The sequence below is a fragment of the Yoonia maritima genome (assembly GCF_002933395.1).
Classification (GTDB): Bacteria; Pseudomonadota; Alphaproteobacteria; order Rhodobacterales; family Rhodobacteraceae; genus Yoonia; species Yoonia maritima_A.
In genome coordinates this window covers 82,626-99,311 of the sequence record NZ_PKFN01000009.1, presented here as the reverse complement: position 1 = coordinate 99,311, position 16,686 = coordinate 82,626, and the positions used below count along the sequence as shown (strand labels likewise).

Sequence of the window (16,686 nt, the reverse complement as noted above, 5' to 3'; positions counted from 1 at the left end):
CAAACCCAACAATGCCCGGCTATTTGACGGGCATTGCTAAAGGCAGGCACGTGCATAATATTTTAGGATAAAGTATCCATATCGTGCACCACGCCCAAGCCTGATTTAAAACGACCATTCGCGATTGGGTCGTCTGGCGGTTCCCGCAATGCCCCTAAATTCTAGGCATTAGTGACTTTTTGTTGCTGCACACCCAGCCCATCAATCCCAAGCCGCATGACTTCGCCACCTTTGAGGTATGTTGGCGGTTTTTGCCCCATACCCACGCCGGGCGGCGTCCCAGTTGAGATCACGTCACCGGGTTGCAGTGACATAAAGCGGCTACAATACGCGACAAGGAACGGCACCTTATAGACCATCGTCGCGGTAGATCCGTTTTGATAACGTTTGCCATCGACATCCAGCCACATAGCCAAGTTATCAAAGTCACCGACTTCATCCGGCGTCACGAGCCACGGACCAGTAGGGCCAAAGGTGTCACATCCCTTGCCCTTGTCCCACGTTCCAGCGCGCTCAATCTGATATTCACGTTCGGACACATCGTTAACCACGCAAAAACCTGCGACATGGTTCATCGCGTCCGCTTCGTCGATGTAGGAACCACCAGTACCGATAACGACACCCAGCTCGACTTCCCAATCGGTCTTAATTGATCCACGCGGGATCATGACATCATCATTCGGGCCCACCACCGCAGAGGTCCATTTATTGAAAATTACGGGCTCTGGCGGTACATCTAGACCGCTTTCGGCCGCGTGGTCGGCATAGTTCAAGCCGATACAGATGAACTTTCCGATGTTGCCAACACATGCACCCAAACGCAGACTTTCTTGTGGCGTGCCTTGCACGACTGGCAGCGCGTTCACGTCCAGCCCACGCAGCTTATCTATACCTTCGGCGGTCAATGTATCGCCCGCGATATCAGATACGATGTCCGACAGGTCACGCACCTGCCCCTGATCATCCAAAAGTCCCGGCTTTTCTTGGCCCGCAGGCCCGTAACGCAACAGTTTCATCTTTGCCCTTTCCGCAAAAAAGTATTGGCCCGCTGACCATAGCTAGCCAAGAATTGAAAGCAATCAATCACGCTTAGATCGTGACGCCGCCATCGACTGACACGGCTTGCCCAGTAACAAAGCGGCTGTCGTCCGACAGTAGGTGAATAATTGTTGGCGTCATGTCATCGACGGTTGCCAGTCGTCCCATCGGCTGCCGCGCGACAAAATCTTTTTCGGCCTGAACCGGGTCGGGCGCAGATGCGATCCGCCCTTGTAGTGACGGTGTATCAACAGTACCGGGACATAGCGCATTGCACCGTAAACCAGTGCTTACGAAGTCAGCAGCGACCGCTTTGGTCAGGCCTAAGACGGCGGCCTTGGTCGCACCGTAAGCGGTGCGAAATGGGAACCCTTTGATCGAAGACGCCATCGACGACATGTTCAAGATAGACGCGGTGCCCGTAATTTCTGCCCGCCGCAACATGCCAGGAATAAACACCCGACTGATCCGCAGCATTGAAGTTATGTTTACGCTGACCGATAGATCCCAATCGGCGTCTGACACATCTAGGATTGTACCGTGGTGCACGATGCCCGCGCAGTTAAATAGGCAATCAAGGTCAGGCAATTCTGCGGCAAGTTCCAGCGTCGCCACCGCATCCGTCACGTCAAAGTATCGCGTTTCAATGCGCTCAACGGCGTCCAGTGTCTTCAGTGCATCGCGGTTCACATCCGTGGCATAGACCTGCGCACCTTCTGCCGCGCAGGCAATCGCCGCAGCGTGTCCCATCCCCTGTCCTGCAGCAGTGATCAGAACTGTCTTATCTTTTAATCGCATATGCTCCTCCCAAAGCGTTTATGCTTACATCACCGCGCCAATTTGCCATGGCACGAACTCCACCCCGCCATAGCCCAACTGTTCGCTTTTGGTTTTCTCGCCCGAGGCCACGCGAATGAACAATTCAAACAAATCGCGCCCCTTGTCTTCGATCGATACGCCATCAGTGACGATATCACCGCAGTTCATATCCATGTCGTCCGACATACGGGCGTACATTTCGCTGTTGGTCGCGATCTTAATTCCGGGCGTTGGCATATAGCCCGAAACCGAACCGCGCCCGGTGGTAAACGCAATCAGGTTGGCACCAGACGCGACCTGTCCTGTGACCGAACAGGGATCAAACCCGGGGCTATCCATAAAGACAAAGCCCGGCGTCGTGATTTTCTCGGCGAATTTGTACACGTCAGCGAGTGGTGCACTGCCACTTTTTGCGACCGCGCCAAGCGACTTTTCAAGGATCGTCGTGAGCCCACCGCGCTTGTTGCCGGGGCTTGGATTGTTGTCCATCTCGCCACCGTTGCGGGCACAGTAGTCTTCCCACCAAATCACGCGGTCGATTAGCTTTTGACCGACTTCTTGCGATACCGCACGGCGGGTCAGCAAATGTTCAGCACCGTAGATTTCCGACGTCTCTGACAGGATCGTGGTGCCGCCGTGACGCACCAACAGATCAGACGCGGCGCCCAGCGCAGGGTTCGCTGTAATCCCAGAATACCCGTCAGACCCGCCGCACTGCATCCCAACCATGATCTTAGAAATTGGTGCTGGCTGACGGGTAACCTGATTGGCAAGCGCAGCAACGCCGGCCAGTTGCTCCAAACCTTTTTCGATGGTTTTGCGCGTCCCGCCCTCTTGTTGGATGGTCATATAGCGCAACGCGCCGTCTGCCCGGATTGGGCGACCATCGACAAGCGCCGACAGCTGCATAACCTCACACCCAAGCCCAATCAGCAGAATGCCCCCAAAATTAGGATGACATGCATAGCCAGACAACGTGCGGAACAGCGCATCATAGCCTTCGTTTTCGCCAGACATGCCGCAGCCGGTGCCATGGGTGATCGGCACGATACCGTCAACATTGGGATAGGCATCCAGCAAACCTGATTTCTCGGCAGCCTCGGCGATGAATTTAGCAACAGAACCCGAGCAGTTCACTGATGTTAGAATGCCGATATAGTTGCGCGTGCCCACACCGCCATCGGCACGGTGATAACCGTTGAACGTACGCGCGTCAGTCGCAGGCGTAAGCGTCTTCGCCTCAGAGGAAAAAGCATGATCTTGGGCATGCGCGCCCATACCAAGGTTTTGAACGTGTATATGTTCACCCGCGGCGATGTCGTTTTTCGCCTGACCAATGGTCTGACCATAACGAATGATCTTTTCGCCTGACGCAATGGCCCAGCGCGCGATCTTGTGGCCCCGTGCAATCGATTGCGCCAGCGGCACCTCTACCCCATCGACAACAGCGCCAGCGTTCAAATCTGCAAGTGCGATAACGATATTGTCGTCGTCGTGAAGACAGATAACTTGGGGCATACTGGCGTCCTATGCTGGCATAAAAGAGTCCGTTAAAAGCAAAATCACAATTAGCTTTACACGCCATACCTGTCAACTAACATGTCAGTTGAGATCGGAGAATAGACTTGGCGAACACGACTAACATCAGCGCTGAAGCTTTGGCGGATATTGACCAGCTTGATGGCCCCCTATCACAGCGGGTCTATACCGCGCTACGCGACGCGATCCTTGATATGAAATTGGTCCCCGGCACTGTCCTGCGCAAGGCGGCGATCTGCGAACAGTTTGGTGTGTCGCGATCGCCAGTCGCCGACGCGTTAACGCGATTGTCCGGCGATGGGCTTGTTGATGTGATCCCACAATCGGCAACCCGCGTAACACGGTTTTCATTAGACGAGATCCGAGAAGAATGTTTTTTGCGTGATGCGGTCGAAGTTGCCGCAGTAAAACGCGTCGCCGCGACCCGGACACACGATCAAATTCTGCAACTCAAACGAAACGTTCACCTGCAAAAACTGCTGGTCGAAGACGAAGATTTCCACGGTTTCTTTGAAGCCGACGAGGCATTTCACAAAATGCTGTTAGAGTTTACAGGCTTTCGGTCTGTTGCTGCGATTGCCGGACAGCTCGCACTTCAGTTGCGGCGCGTCAGGATGCTGGTCCTACCCAAGGCTGGGCGGCCCGCAGAAACGCTTGCTGAACATGCTGCGATATTAGATTCGATCACCGACCAAGACCCGCAGGCGGCGGCAAAGGCGATGCGGTATCACCTTGCTCAGTTGATCAACCGAATAGAGCCTCTTGAACGGCAGCATCCTGACTTTTTCTGCTAGGCTAGACGCCCCATCCACCTGTCTTGTGACGCGCGTTTCCCTGCCCGTTGCGCTTTTTCGGAAAAGCGATCAAGTTCACACCCAAGGAGAACGCATTTGATCCGCATTTTGCATACCGCTGATTTACATCTTGATTCACCACTGAAATCATTGGCCCTGCGCGATGAAACGATGCGTGACATCGTACAAACGGCCACGCGATCTGCCTTTATTCGAATTGTGGACACGGCGTTATCTGAACGGGTTGCCGCGCTATTGATTGCTGGCGATTTATTCGACGGTTCCGCACGCAGCGCCAAAACCGCAGCGTTTCTTGTCACCCAGCTAGATCGGCTCGCGGATGCCGATATTCCTGTATTCTACATCAAAGGGAATCATGACGCCGAAAACCCCATTACCGGCGAAGTAGCCCTGCCCGCAAACGTCCACGTTTTTGACGGGCGCGGCGGCAAGGTACAGCTGCCGGGAACGAACATTTGGGTTCACGGCGTCAGTTTTAGCGGACGGCATGCCCCTGATAGCTTGCTGGACAAATTCAGCGCCCCGATACCCGACGCAATCAATATTGGCATGCTACACACATCGCTTGCAGGCGCTGCGGGCCATGACACATATGCACCCTGTTCCGAAGCAGACCTGCAAGGAATGGGTTTTGACTATTGGGCATTGGGGCATATTCATAAACGGCGCGTTTATGGCAGTACCCCGTGGATTGTCATGCCTGGCATTCCCCAAGGCCGCGACATCGGTGAGTCGGGGCCGCAATCTGCCACGATGCTCCATATTGATGGCCGAGAAATCACCCTCAGCGAAGTGCCGACATCGGCGGTCACGTTTATAGGCCATTCAATTGATATCAGTACATCTGACACCGACGACATTTTGCGCGACTTTTTGCGACAAACCTTTCGTGAGTTAGGCCAAGCCACCGACGAAACGGCGATCTTGCGTTTGTCCTTTACGGGTCAATCCAAACGCCATTGGCATATCCTGCGCGACCGCAGTGTCTGGGAAGAAACCGCACGCGAGTTGGCCCGAGAAACGGGGAAGTTGTGGATCGACAAAGTCAGCTTTGACCTTCAGCGGCCGATATCGTCAGAAACGAATAACGCAACAGACGAGCTCGGAAAAATCATGGACAGCATTCGCGATGAAGCGGGGTTTTCAAAGGAAATGACCCGGATGCTAGATACGATGCTATCTGAATTACCCGCCCACCTACGTGCTGACATCTTACCTGACCAAGACGCGCTAAATGCACTTGCCGCAGACTTGGCTGATCGCGGTGCGGCACAGATGATTGCGCTGATGAAAGGCGCAACAGACTGATGCGATTAAAGAAGCTAAGCCTCGACCTGTTTGGGCACTTTGCAGGTAAATCCTATGACTTTGGCACGGGCGGCGCGGGCAAACCTGACTTTCATATTGTATACGGGCCGAATGAGGCAGGTAAAACCACCACCATGGAGGCATATCTACGCCTGCTATATGGGTTCGACACACGCGAAGACTATGATTTTCAGCATCAACGCAAAAACCTGCGGGTGTCTGGTACGTTGGAAACCACACAAGGCGACTTAACACTGACGCGGCTACCAACCCGCGCCACATCTTTGGTAGATGCCAATGGAACAACCTTGCCCGAAGCAGCTATCGCAACACACCTTGGCGGTTTAACGGCTGCCGACTATCGCAGTTTGCTTTGCCTCGACGATGAAACAATCGAAGCCGGCGGCGAAGAAATCGCGAATAGTAAGGGCGACATTGGACGGTTGCTGTTTTCCGCTGCCGCAGGCGTCGCCGACCTCACGACGGTATTGGACCGTGTTGATACAGACGCAAGCGCGCTTTACCTCAAACGGTCCAGTAAATCTGAAATGGCGCAGATCAAGAAAGAATTGACCGACGTCGCGACGCAAATCAAAGCCCAAGACGTGCCGGCCAGCACCTACCGAAAGTTACGACAGACACTGACAACAGCAACGTCGCAAGAAACCGAAATCGGGGACGAACGCGCAAAACTGATGTCCCAATTGGCCAAGATAAGAACGCAACAAGCCGCGCTACCTCTTTTGCAAAAGCTGGATCAGGTTGAAGAAAGTATTGCCCCATTCGTGGACTATCCAGATACGCTTGATGTTGCGCCAGAAGACTTGGTACATATGCTGACCCATCAACGTCAATCCGAAGCCGACATCACCCGATTGCTGGGCGAAGTGAACGATCTTGAGACCGAGCTTTCACAAATCGCGCGCCACCCCGATCAGCTATATCTACAAAGCGCGCTAGCGGATCTTGACCCCGCACGCAGCCGGTTTGCGACCGCACAACTGGACCTACCCCGCCGCATAGAAACACGCGATGCAATCATCGCAGATATGAAAAAGGCCGCGTCCGAACTTGGCGCACACGATGACCCAACCCAGTTGATCATCGCCCCTTCCATGCTTTCGCAGCTAGAACAAACGCGCGAAGCAAAGCGCGTAGCAGCGCAAGACCTACAAACCGAACGTGACGAGGTAACGCGCCTGACTGAGCGGCTAACTATCGTTTCAGAAAATCTCGCCCGGACTGCGGCAGCGCACCCAGATAGCGCTGCAATTGGGGAACTACTCGACCGGTTTTCAGCAGATAGCCTTGCCCCCACATATGCGAAAGCGACCGAAGCGATCGCAACCGCGCAACGCCAACTGGCAATCGCGCTGGCAAGCCTTAGCATCAACGGGCAGTCGTTTAACACACTACCGCCGTGCGCTATAACTGCCCATGACGTCGGTTTGCTTGCTGATACGCATAGCGAGGTAAGCCGAAAAATCGCACAAACAAACGACGAGATTGATCAGCTTAACGCAGAAATTGCTGTGCTACATGCGCAGATCGAACAGATGCGCAGCAGTGGATCAATGGTTGATGACGCGACTTCAGACGCTGAAATGCAGCAACGCAACGCGCTTTGGCATGCCCACTACGACGCGTTGAATGTTGAAACGGCCAATAAATTCGAAGCTGCGCTACGACGCACAGATGAAACCGCACAGCAACGCTTCACGCAAGCGAAAGACATCGGACAATTGCGCCAAGCGACCCAAAACTTGGCCGAAATCGAAGCACGGGTCGAACAAGTCAAACAGCGGCTGGAGAAACAGCAAACCCACCAGTCCAGCATTTCAGCCCAGATCAACGATGCGGCACAGAAAACGGGCCTCACAACAGCCCCTACTCCTGCCGCATTTGCCAAATGGGTTAACCAGGTCGAAGCTGCCCATGCAGCCCAACATCAGCTTAACATCATAAGCGATGAAAACGCTGCGGTTTTGGAGAAATCTAGCCGTTTGGTCGCAGCACTGAGTGAACATATCTCGTTAGATGCACCTGACTTTGACACTCTGCTCGCTGCGGCACGACAAAAAGACAAGTCCGCGCGCGAACTGCGTGAACAACGCAACGCCGAACAACGCACCTTGGATGATCTGACGTCCGAACAAATGAAACGGGTGCAGCGGTGCGATGAACTGCTTGATGTTGCAAATAACGCTGACAAAAACTGGGATAAACTGGTCGCGGAATGCCTACACAATCGGGTTGAACCAGATCGGCTTGAACTGTCATTCGAACCTTTGCGCACGCTTCGCGAACTTGACGTGCGCCGCATGACCGCCGCCCGGCAGGTCGACGCAATGCAGGCAGATCAGGAGCAATTTAGCGCAGCAATGACAAAGCTTGCCGCGAAACACGGGTTAAACGCAGATGAAGACCCGCTAACTGTCTTTGCTTCTTTGGGCGAGCTATCAATCGCGGCACAGGTCGCGGAAACGAACCATGCCGCGTTAACGACCAAGGTCAGCAACCAAAAATCCGCGATTACCGACGCCCAGCAACATTTGACGGATATCAATCGCAAAGTGGCCGAACTGGGAAAGCTATTTCCAAAGCATGTCGCGGTTCAATCTGTTGATGACCTGCGCCACGCCGTCGCCAAGGCCAAGGACGTTATTTCCGCCCGTCGTGAAATGGATGAATTAACAACCCAAATCATCGGGCAGCTGGACCTGCCCGACATTACCGAGGCACGGACCGCATTGGAAAACGTCAGCCCTGCGATACTCGATGCGCAATCGATGCAGTTACAGGGTGACCTCGATGAATTAGAAACCCGATATAGACAGGCAATCGCCGCCCGCGCCGAAGCGGCAAAAGATTTGCAGTCAGTTACTGATGACAACGTGATCGCCGAACTCGCCGAACGCAAAACCACGCTGGAACTCGCCATGCAGGATATTGCATTGCAATATGTCGAACTGCGCGCTGGCCATATGTTAGCCCAAGAAGCGATCAGACGTTATCGCGATACACACCGCAGTAGCATGATGAATGCGACACAGCTCGCCTTTTCTGAACTGACAAACGGCGCATATACGGCGCTGCAAACGCAACCAGACGGAGCAAACGAAACCTTGATCGCGATTGATGCAGCTGGTCGCGCAAAACAAGCGCAAGACATGTCCAAAGGCACGCGGTTTCAGCTGTACCTTGCACTGCGTGCCGCCGCCTATGAACAACTGGCCAGCCAAGGCACCTGCCTTCCGTTTTTCTGCGACGATATTTTCGAGACCTTTGACGAAGAACGCACTAAGGCCGCATGCAAAATGATGGAACGGATCGGGCGACGCGGTCAGGCGATCTATCTGACGCACCACCAGCATGTCGTTGATATTGCGCGGGACGTTTGTGGTGACAGCGTGCGTGTGCATGAAATCTGACCTCATCCGCGACACGCGTGTCGGATCGGAAATCTAGAAGTGTCTATTCCGGCGCTTCAGGCGTCGCTTTGATGTAGTCAAGGGCGCAAGAACGCCATTATCACAAACGTCAGACACGACCAGACGCCGTCCGAACTAGCCGGAGCACCATTCGCCATGACTAACTTTGCCCTTCGCGTACAATGTAAATCGACCCGCGGGATCGTCGCCGAGACATCAACCTTTCTTGCTGAACAGGGTTGCAACATCACCGACAGTTCACAGTTTGACGACAAAGACACCGGCTATTTCTTTATGCGCAATAGCTTTCGATCCGAAGAAGGCGTGACCTTGGCCGAGCTTGAAGAACGGTTTGCAGGCATCGCAGGCAAATACGATATGAAAGCCGAATTCTTTGATGAATCCGTCAAGCCCAAGGTCATCATCATGGTGTCACGTTTCGGTCACTGCCTGAATGATCTGCTTTATCGTTGGCAAATTGGCGCGCTGCCCATTGAAATCGTGGCCGTAATTTCGAACCATATGGATTACCAAAAGGTCGTCGTGAACCATGACATCCCCTTCCATTGCATCAAAGTCACCAAAGAAAATAAACCAGACGCCGAAGCACGTATCATGCAAGTCGTCGAAGACACCGGCGCCGAACTGATCGTGCTTGCCCGCTATATGCAAATTCTGTCGGACCAGATGTGCAAGCAAATGTCTGGACGGATTATCAACATCCACCATTCATTCCTACCTTCATTCAAGGGTGCGAACCCCTACAAACAGGCGTTTGAACGCGGTGTAAAACTGATCGGCGCAACGTCCCACTATGTGACTGCCGACCTCGACGAAGGCCCCATCATCGAACAAGATACCACCCGCGTCACACACGCGCAGTCCCCGAATGACTACGTATCGTTGGGGCGTGATGTAGAAGCCCAAGTCTTTGCCCGCGCGATCCACGCACATATTCATGGGCGTGTATTCCTTAACGGAAACAAGACGGTCGTGTTCCCAGCGTCGCCCGGATCATACGCTTCAGAACGAATGGGTTAGCGCGGTAACGTTTCTTCAAAAGTTTACCGCCGCAGCATGTCATGTTGTCGTTACTCTCATCACGCCAATTGCAGCGCAGAAGTGAGAGTGGCGCCTACATATAGAAAAACGCTCATCCAACTCCCTAGCTTTGCGTACAAATGACGCGCGTGCCCCAAGCATCGCAGCGGGCCTGCAAATTCTCAGACACAGGTCTATCGGTAAAAATTGCATCGACAGCCGCAAGTGACCCGATTCTTGCAGGGGCAGATCGGTGAAATTTCGTGTGGTCTGTGACAACAAAAACGTGCCGTGATTGTTCAATGATCGCCTGACTGACGCCCACCTCGTGAATATCGAAATCAAGTAAGTCGCCGTCATCATCCAAAGCCGAGCATCCGATAATAGCATAGTCGAATTTGAATTTTCGGATCGTGTCCGTGGTGATGCTGCCCACCAACCCACCATCTGACCGGCGCAAGCTACCGCCAGTAACAATGACCTGACAGTCAGGGTTTGCGGCCAGAATATTTGCCACGTTCATATTATTAGTCACTGACATAAGGTTACGGTGGTTCAACAATTCGGCTGCGACGGCCTCTGTTGTGGTACCAATGTTTAGGAACACCGAACAATCCTCTGGCAATTCGCTTGCGCAGGCGCGGGCGATGTCGACCTTTTGTTGATTGTTCAAAATGCGACGATCTTCGTAGCCAATATTTGTTGTGCTCGAAGGTAGGATCGCGCCGCCGTGAACCCGTTCAAGCCGCCCCGCATCTGCAAGCTCTGTTAAATCGCGACGTATCGTTTGCAGCGTCACGCCAAAATGCTCTGCCAGACCCTCAACGGTCACTTTGCCCTCGCGGCGCGCGATATCGATGATCTCTGGCGCTCTGAATGTTTGTGCCATTGCCCCCCCTGTTTACTGCGCGTTTGGTATCGTTTCCCCCGGCAACGCACATAACACTAGTTCGTTTTCGCGAAATTAGACAATGAAAATATTCGTTTATGTTCGATTTTAGACATTTCGCACGATCCAAATAGCAGAAGGCTAAATCAAGTCGTGATATTTTACGTTTACAATCAATGAATTACAAAAATTCGAACGCAAACGAACAAAATCTACTTCCATTTGCACGCGACTCGCTGCATAAATTTTCGAAATCCATCGGCTCTTGGTAGGGGGAGAACCAGTTGCCACATTCTCAGACATCAGAAGATGTACGCGATCTCTTTGTGATCGGTGGCGGCATCAACGGTTGCGGAATCGCACGTGATGCGGTCGGTCGTGGCTTAACGGTCACCTTGGCCGAAATGTCCGATCTGGCATCTGCTACGTCATCAGCATCAACGAAACTGTTCCACGGCGGATTGCGGTACCTCGAATATTTCGAAGTCCGTTTGGTACGCGAAGCACTGATCGAGCGTGAAACGCTATTGCGTGCGATGCCCCATATTTCGTGGCCAATGCGGTTCGTTCTACCCTACCACAACGACATGCGGTTCGAAGGTAATACCCCAACATCCAAGCTGTTGAATGTCATCATGCCGTGGCTAAAGGGCCGCCGCCCAGCGTGGCTGATCCGCTTTGGGCTGTTCATGTATGACAACCTAGGTGGCCGCAAAATTCTACCCGCCACGTCGACTGTCGATTTACGCAGCGGCCCCGAAGGCGCACCGCTGGACGATAAGTTTGCCAAAGCATACGAATACTCTGATTGTTGGATCGAAGACTCCCGACTTGTGGTTTTGAATGCGCGTGATGCTGTTGCACGCGGTGCACAAATCATGACCCGAACCAAAGTCATCAAAGCAGAGCGCGTTGATGACTTATGGGAAGTGATCATCGAAGATCTGGATACGAATGAAACCAAAGTCGTTCGTGCACGCATGCTAATCAATGCTGCGGGGCCGTGGGTCGGCGATATTATTCACCAAAAGCTACGGGTAAACAGTACCGAAGATGTGCGCCTTGTACGTGGCAGCCACATTGTTACCCGTAAACTATATGATCACGATAAATGCTATTTCTTCCAAGGAACCGATGGCCGGATTATTTTCGCTATCCCTTATGAAACGGATTTTACCCTGATCGGGACAACCGATGCTGACCATGAAGACCCTTCTGTTCCGCCGATCTGTACCGACGACGAACGCGATTATCTTATCGATTTTGCGAATGGCTACTTCAAATCAACGATTAAAGCCGAAGATGTGGTTTGGTCCTACTCAGGTGTGCGCCCGCTTTACGATGATGGGGCAAGCTCTGCTACGGCAGCCACACGCGATTATACTCTCAAAGTGGATAACACAGGCGGCGCGCCCGTTCTGAACGTCTTTGGCGGAAAAATCACAACCTATCGACGACTGGCTGAAAGTGCTATGGATAAGGTTAAGGCATATTTCCCCGATCTCCCCGACAAATGGACGGCAGGTGTTGCGCTGCCCGGAGGTGATTTCGAGGTATCAGCGTTCGACATCAAGGTTGCCGAACTTTCGCACGACTATGCGTTTTTGACACCCACACATGCGCTTCGTTTGGTTCGCGCTTATGGCACAGAAGCACCCGCAATCTTGGGCACAGCACAGAGCTATACCGACCTAGGCAAAGACTTTGGTGCGAACCTTTATGAAGCCGAGATCGTGTGGCTAATGCGGAATGAATTCGCCCGCACAGCAGAGGATGTCGTCTGGCGTCGTAGTAAGCTGGGGCTCAGACTATCTGCCGATCAAATATCGGTATTAGATGAATGGATGCAGGCCAATCGTGCCGACGTCCTAAGGAAAGACGCGGCCTAAGAACCGCCCGGGGGGAGAAAAACAAAAATGACGCTTAAAATGGAGGGAGTGTCTAAGGTCGTTGACGGGAAGACACACATCTTCCCGACAGATCTTACGCTTCAAAAAGGGACGATGAACGTCCTGCTTGGGCCGACCTCGGCTGGTAAAACATCGCTGATGCGGCTGATGGCAGGATTGGACGTACCCAATACCGGAAAAATCCTTTGGAACGGCGATGATGTCACTGGCATGCGCGTTCAGGATCGCAAGGTTGCCATGGTTTACCAACAGTTCATTAACTACCCATCGATGACTGTTTACGAAAACATCGCCTCACCGATGCGACTGATGGGCAAATCTGCGCAAGAGATTGACGCAGCGGTGAAAGAAGCAGCAGAGCTGATGCAGTTGTCGCCAATGCTTGACCGCAAACCTCTAGAGCTTTCGGGTGGTCAGCAGCAACGCTGTGCGCTCGCGCGTGCCTTAGTCAAAAAGGCTGGTTTAGTTTTACTGGATGAGCCGCTTGCCAACCTTGATTATAAGCTGCGCGAAGAGTTGCGCGCTGAAATTCCACGTATTTTTGAAGAATCTGGTGCGATTTTTGTCTACGCAACGACCGAACCAGAAGAAGCCCTGCTACTTGGCGGAAACACGGCCACCCTATGGGAAGGTCGCATAACCCAATTTGGTCTCACACCAACGGTGTACCGCCGCCCCAGCGATGCGACCACCGCACGCGTGTTTTCTGATCCGCCCATGAACTTTATCAACGTGACTAAGTCCGGCAGCAACATTTCCTTCGGTGATGGACAAGGCGCCGCCGCACCTAGCCAATTGGCGGACCTACCAGATGGGATTTACATGGCTGGGTTCCGTCCGAACCACCTAGAGTTAGAGCCACAAGGCGCAGACACATTGGAATTCGCAACACGGTTGACTGTGACCGAAATCACCGGGTCCGAAACATTTGTCCATTTAGACCACCATGGCGAACGCTGGGTCGGTCTTGTGCATGGTGTCCGTGATCTATCTATCGGACAACCGCTCAAGGTTTATCTTGATCCTGCGCATGCGTATATCTTTTCGCCTGACGGCGCATTGGTGTCCGCTGCCCCATATGCAGAGGCTGCGTAACATGGCAAAGATTACACTTGATAACCTCGCACATTCCTACCTGCCCAATCCCAGCAGCGAAAACGACTTTGCGCTTAAGGAATTGAACCACGACTGGACCGACGGAGAAGCCTATGCCCTACTTGGGTCCTCGGGCTGTGGGAAATCGACGCTGCTCAATATTATATCGGGTCTGCTGCATCCTAGTCAGGGGCGTATTTTGTTTGACGACAAAGACGTCACACATGCGCAAACCGCCGAGCGCAACATCGCGCAGGTTTTCCAGTTTCCCGTTGTCTACGACACGATGACTGTCCGCGATAACCTTGCCTTTCCACTGCGCAACCGTGGCGACGATCCTAAATATATCGCGCAACGTGTGAACCAAATCGCCGCGATGATTGGGATGGAAGACAGGTTAAACCAAAAGGCGCGCGGGCTGACCGCTGATGCAAAACAAAAGATTTCGCTCGGTCGTGGCATGGTCCGCGAAGATGTGAACGCACTGCTGTTTGACGAACCTCTGACCGTGATCGACCCGCATATGAAATGGGAACTGCGCACACAGCTAAAGGCGCTGCATCATGAATTTGGTCACACGATGATCTATGTGACCCACGACCAGACAGAGGCGCTGACCTTTGCTGACAAAGTTGTGGTGATGTACGATGGGCGCGTTGTCCAGATTGGCACGCCACAAGAACTATTCGAACGTCCCGCGCATACATTTGTCGGGTACTTTATCGGATCGCCCGGCATGAACCTATTTGATGCCACGATCGATGGATCGACCGCATCAATCGCGGGCACCCAAATTGATTTGGGCGCGGGGTACACGCCGCAAACTGGCCGCACGCAAGTTGGCGTCCGTCCCGAATTCATTAAACTATCAGCTGATGGCACCGGCATTCCTGCCCGCATCAAACGTATCGAAGACGTCGGGCGGCACAAGATTGTTCGCCTAGACGTGAACGGCCAGCCGATCGCGGCCATCGCTGACGAAGGCGCAAATATCGCAGCCGACACCAGCCGCATCGTATTCGATCCCAAGGGGATCAACGTCTACGCCGACGACTGGCGCGTCCAATCGCAGCAGGAGGCAGCGTAATGAACAAGACCGTCAATCAAAAAGCATGGTTTCTGGTTCTTCCAGTTCTGATCCTTGTTGCGTTTTCAGCGGTAATTCCGCTGATGACCGTTGTAAACTATTCCGTCCAAGACACGTTTGGGAACAACCAGTTCTTTTGGGCCGGTCTTGAATGGTTCCGTGAAATGTTGGCTTCAGAACGTATGTGGAATGCGCTCACACGCCAAATAGCTTTTTCAGTTATTATTCTAGCCATTGAAATCCCGCTTGGTATCTTTGTCGCGCTGCACATGCCTAAGAAAGGTTTCTGGGCGAGCTTCTGTCTGGTTCTGATGTCTTTACCCCTGCTGATCCCTTGGAACGTCGTCGGGACCATTTGGCAAATCTTTGGTCGCGTCGATATCGGCCTTCTTGGTTATACGCTTGATAAACTTGGGATTTCGTACAACTATACCCAAGATTTCATTGCGGCATGGACCACGTTGATCGTCATGGATGTTTGGCACTGGACCTCACTTGTGGCGCTGCTAGCCTATGCTGGGCTACAGTCGATCCCTGATGCCTATTATCAGGCCGCCAAGATCGACCAAGCGTCGCGTTGGAAAGTGTTCCGTTATATCGAATTGCCAAAGATGGCAGGCGTTCTGATGATCGCTATCCTGCTGCGCTTCATGGATAGCTTTATGATCTATACCGAACCCTTTGTCGTCACGGGCGGTGGCCCCGGCAATGCAACGACATTCTTGTCGATTGACCTTGTGAAAATGGCGATGGGTCAGTTCGATCTTGGACCAGCGGCTGCATTCTCGATCATGTACTTTCTCGTGATCCTATTGATTTCATGGGTGTTCTACACCGTGATGACGAACCTCGACAAACGGGACGGCGTGTGATGGCTCATTCAACAATCAAATCCCGCCGGATCAACACATCGGCGATCGTGATGGGACTTTACCTCTTGTTCTTACTGCTGCCGATCTATTGGCTGCTAAACATGAGCTTGAAAACCAACGCGGAAATCTTGGGAGGGTTTTCTCTTTGGCCGCGTGATCTGACGTTCGCGAACTATGCAAAGATCCTGACCGACCCCAGTTGGTACATGGGCTACGTCAACTCTATGATCTATGTGGTCTTGAACATGGTGATCAGCTTGGCCGTAGCCCTGCCTGCCGCCTACGCGTTTTCGAGGTATACATTCCTCGGTGACAAGCATCTGTTTTTTTGGCTGCTCACAAACCGGATGGCACCACCTGCGGTTTTCGCCCTGCCCTTCTTTCAGCTATATAGCTCTGTTGGGTTGTTCGATACGCATATCGCGGTGGCCCTAGCGCATTGCCTGTTCAACGTCCCGCTCGCGGTTTGGATCCTCGAAGGGTTCATGCGCGGCGTACCAAAGGAAATCGACGAAACAGCCTATATCGATGGTTACAGCTTTGGGCGCTTTTTCATCCGTATCTTTACGCCGCTGATCGCCAGCGGAATCGGGGTCGCGGCGTTCTTTTGCTTTATGTTCTCATGGGTCGAATTGCTGCTTAGCCGCACGCTAACATCAATCGACGCCAAACCGATTGCAGCCACCATGACCCGGACGGTTTCCGCATCAGGTATGGACTGGGGCGTTCTGGCGGCAGCGGGTGTTCTGACCATCGTTCCCGGCGCTCTCGTGATCTATTTCGTACGTAACTACATCGCCAAGGGCTTTGCCCTAGGCCGCGTATAACAAAGGAGACTGCAC

13 protein-coding genes are annotated in these 16,686 nt (G+C 53.0%); 9 read left to right on the top strand and 4 right to left on the bottom strand.

Translation table 11 applies throughout. The features are described from left to right. Window positions 1-161: 161 nt before the first annotated feature. From CYQ09_RS11620 to CYQ09_RS11610, 3 genes are all read right to left on the bottom strand, one after another. Window positions 162-1,016, bottom strand: a complete 855-nt coding sequence (locus CYQ09_RS11620) for a fumarylacetoacetate hydrolase family protein (protein WP_106745586.1) — start codon at window positions 1,014-1,016, stop codon at window positions 162-164. A 73-nt stretch (window positions 1,017-1,089) separates the two neighbouring features. After that, on the bottom strand, window positions 1,090-1,836 hold the full coding sequence (locus tag CYQ09_RS11615; RefSeq protein WP_106745585.1) for an SDR family oxidoreductase: 747 nt from the start codon (window positions 1,834-1,836) through the stop codon (window positions 1,090-1,092). A 24-nt stretch (window positions 1,837-1,860) separates the two neighbouring features. Continuing rightward, window positions 1,861-3,375, bottom strand: coding sequence for a UxaA family hydrolase (locus CYQ09_RS11610; protein ID WP_106745584.1), 1,515 nt, complete (start codon window positions 3,373-3,375; stop codon window positions 1,861-1,863). 107 nt (window positions 3,376-3,482) lie between these two features. Here CYQ09_RS11610 and CYQ09_RS11605 point away from each other — a divergent pair, with 107 nt between their 5' ends. The 4 genes from CYQ09_RS11605 (at window position 3,483) to purU (ending at window position 9,991) form a co-directional block, all read left to right on the top strand. After that, complete coding sequence (locus CYQ09_RS11605; RefSeq protein WP_239495926.1) at window positions 3,483-4,190, top strand: GntR family transcriptional regulator; 708 nt, start codon at window positions 3,483-3,485, stop codon at window positions 4,188-4,190. A gap of 96 nt (window positions 4,191-4,286) precedes the next feature. Further along, a complete protein-coding gene (locus CYQ09_RS11600; protein WP_106745583.1) occupies window positions 4,287-5,519 on the top strand; it encodes a metallophosphoesterase family protein in 1,233 nt (410 codons plus the stop codon). Then, entirely contained in the window at window positions 5,519-8,950 is a 3,432-nt protein-coding gene (locus tag CYQ09_RS11595) for a YhaN family protein (protein ID WP_106745582.1), read from the top strand. Before CYQ09_RS11600 ends, CYQ09_RS11595 begins: the two co-directional genes overlap by 1 nt. 156 nt (window positions 8,951-9,106) lie before the next feature. Next, window positions 9,107-9,991 (top strand): formyltetrahydrofolate deformylase, encoded by an 885-nt coding sequence (gene purU / locus CYQ09_RS11590; protein WP_106745581.1) that lies wholly within the window; start codon window positions 9,107-9,109, stop codon window positions 9,989-9,991. A gap of 124 nt (window positions 9,992-10,115) precedes the next feature. On the opposite strand, the gene CYQ09_RS11585 is transcribed toward purU, so the two are convergent. Next, a complete protein-coding gene (locus CYQ09_RS11585; RefSeq protein ID WP_106745580.1) occupies window positions 10,116-10,880 on the bottom strand; it encodes a DeoR/GlpR family DNA-binding transcription regulator in 765 nt (254 codons plus the stop codon). 284 nt (window positions 10,881-11,164) lie between these two features. Between CYQ09_RS11585 and glpD the strand changes: the two genes are divergently transcribed. From glpD to CYQ09_RS11560, 5 genes are read left to right on the top strand one after another with little or no spacing between them, the layout of a single operon-like run. After that, window positions 11,165-12,769, top strand: a complete 1,605-nt coding sequence (gene glpD / locus CYQ09_RS11580; RefSeq protein ID WP_106745579.1) for a glycerol-3-phosphate dehydrogenase — start codon at window positions 11,165-11,167, stop codon at window positions 12,767-12,769. 27 nt (window positions 12,770-12,796) lie between these two features. Continuing rightward, the gene (locus tag CYQ09_RS11575; RefSeq protein ID WP_106745578.1) at window positions 12,797-13,885 is read left to right on the top strand and encodes an ABC transporter ATP-binding protein; all 1,089 of its coding nucleotides are present in this window, start codon (window positions 12,797-12,799) and stop codon (window positions 13,883-13,885) included. Window position 13,886: 1 nt separating this feature from the next. Beyond that, window positions 13,887-14,972, top strand: coding sequence for an ABC transporter ATP-binding protein (locus CYQ09_RS11570; RefSeq protein WP_106745577.1), 1,086 nt, complete (start codon window positions 13,887-13,889; stop codon window positions 14,970-14,972). Then, the gene (locus CYQ09_RS11565) at window positions 14,972-15,844 is read left to right on the top strand and encodes a carbohydrate ABC transporter permease (RefSeq protein WP_106745576.1); all 873 of its coding nucleotides are present in this window, start codon (window positions 14,972-14,974) and stop codon (window positions 15,842-15,844) included. Before CYQ09_RS11570 ends, CYQ09_RS11565 begins: the two co-directional genes overlap by 1 nt. Continuing rightward, window positions 15,844-16,671, top strand: a complete 828-nt coding sequence (locus CYQ09_RS11560) for a carbohydrate ABC transporter permease (RefSeq protein WP_106745575.1) — start codon at window positions 15,844-15,846, stop codon at window positions 16,669-16,671. Before CYQ09_RS11565 ends, CYQ09_RS11560 begins: the two co-directional genes overlap by 1 nt. Window positions 16,672-16,686 lie beyond the last annotated feature (15 nt).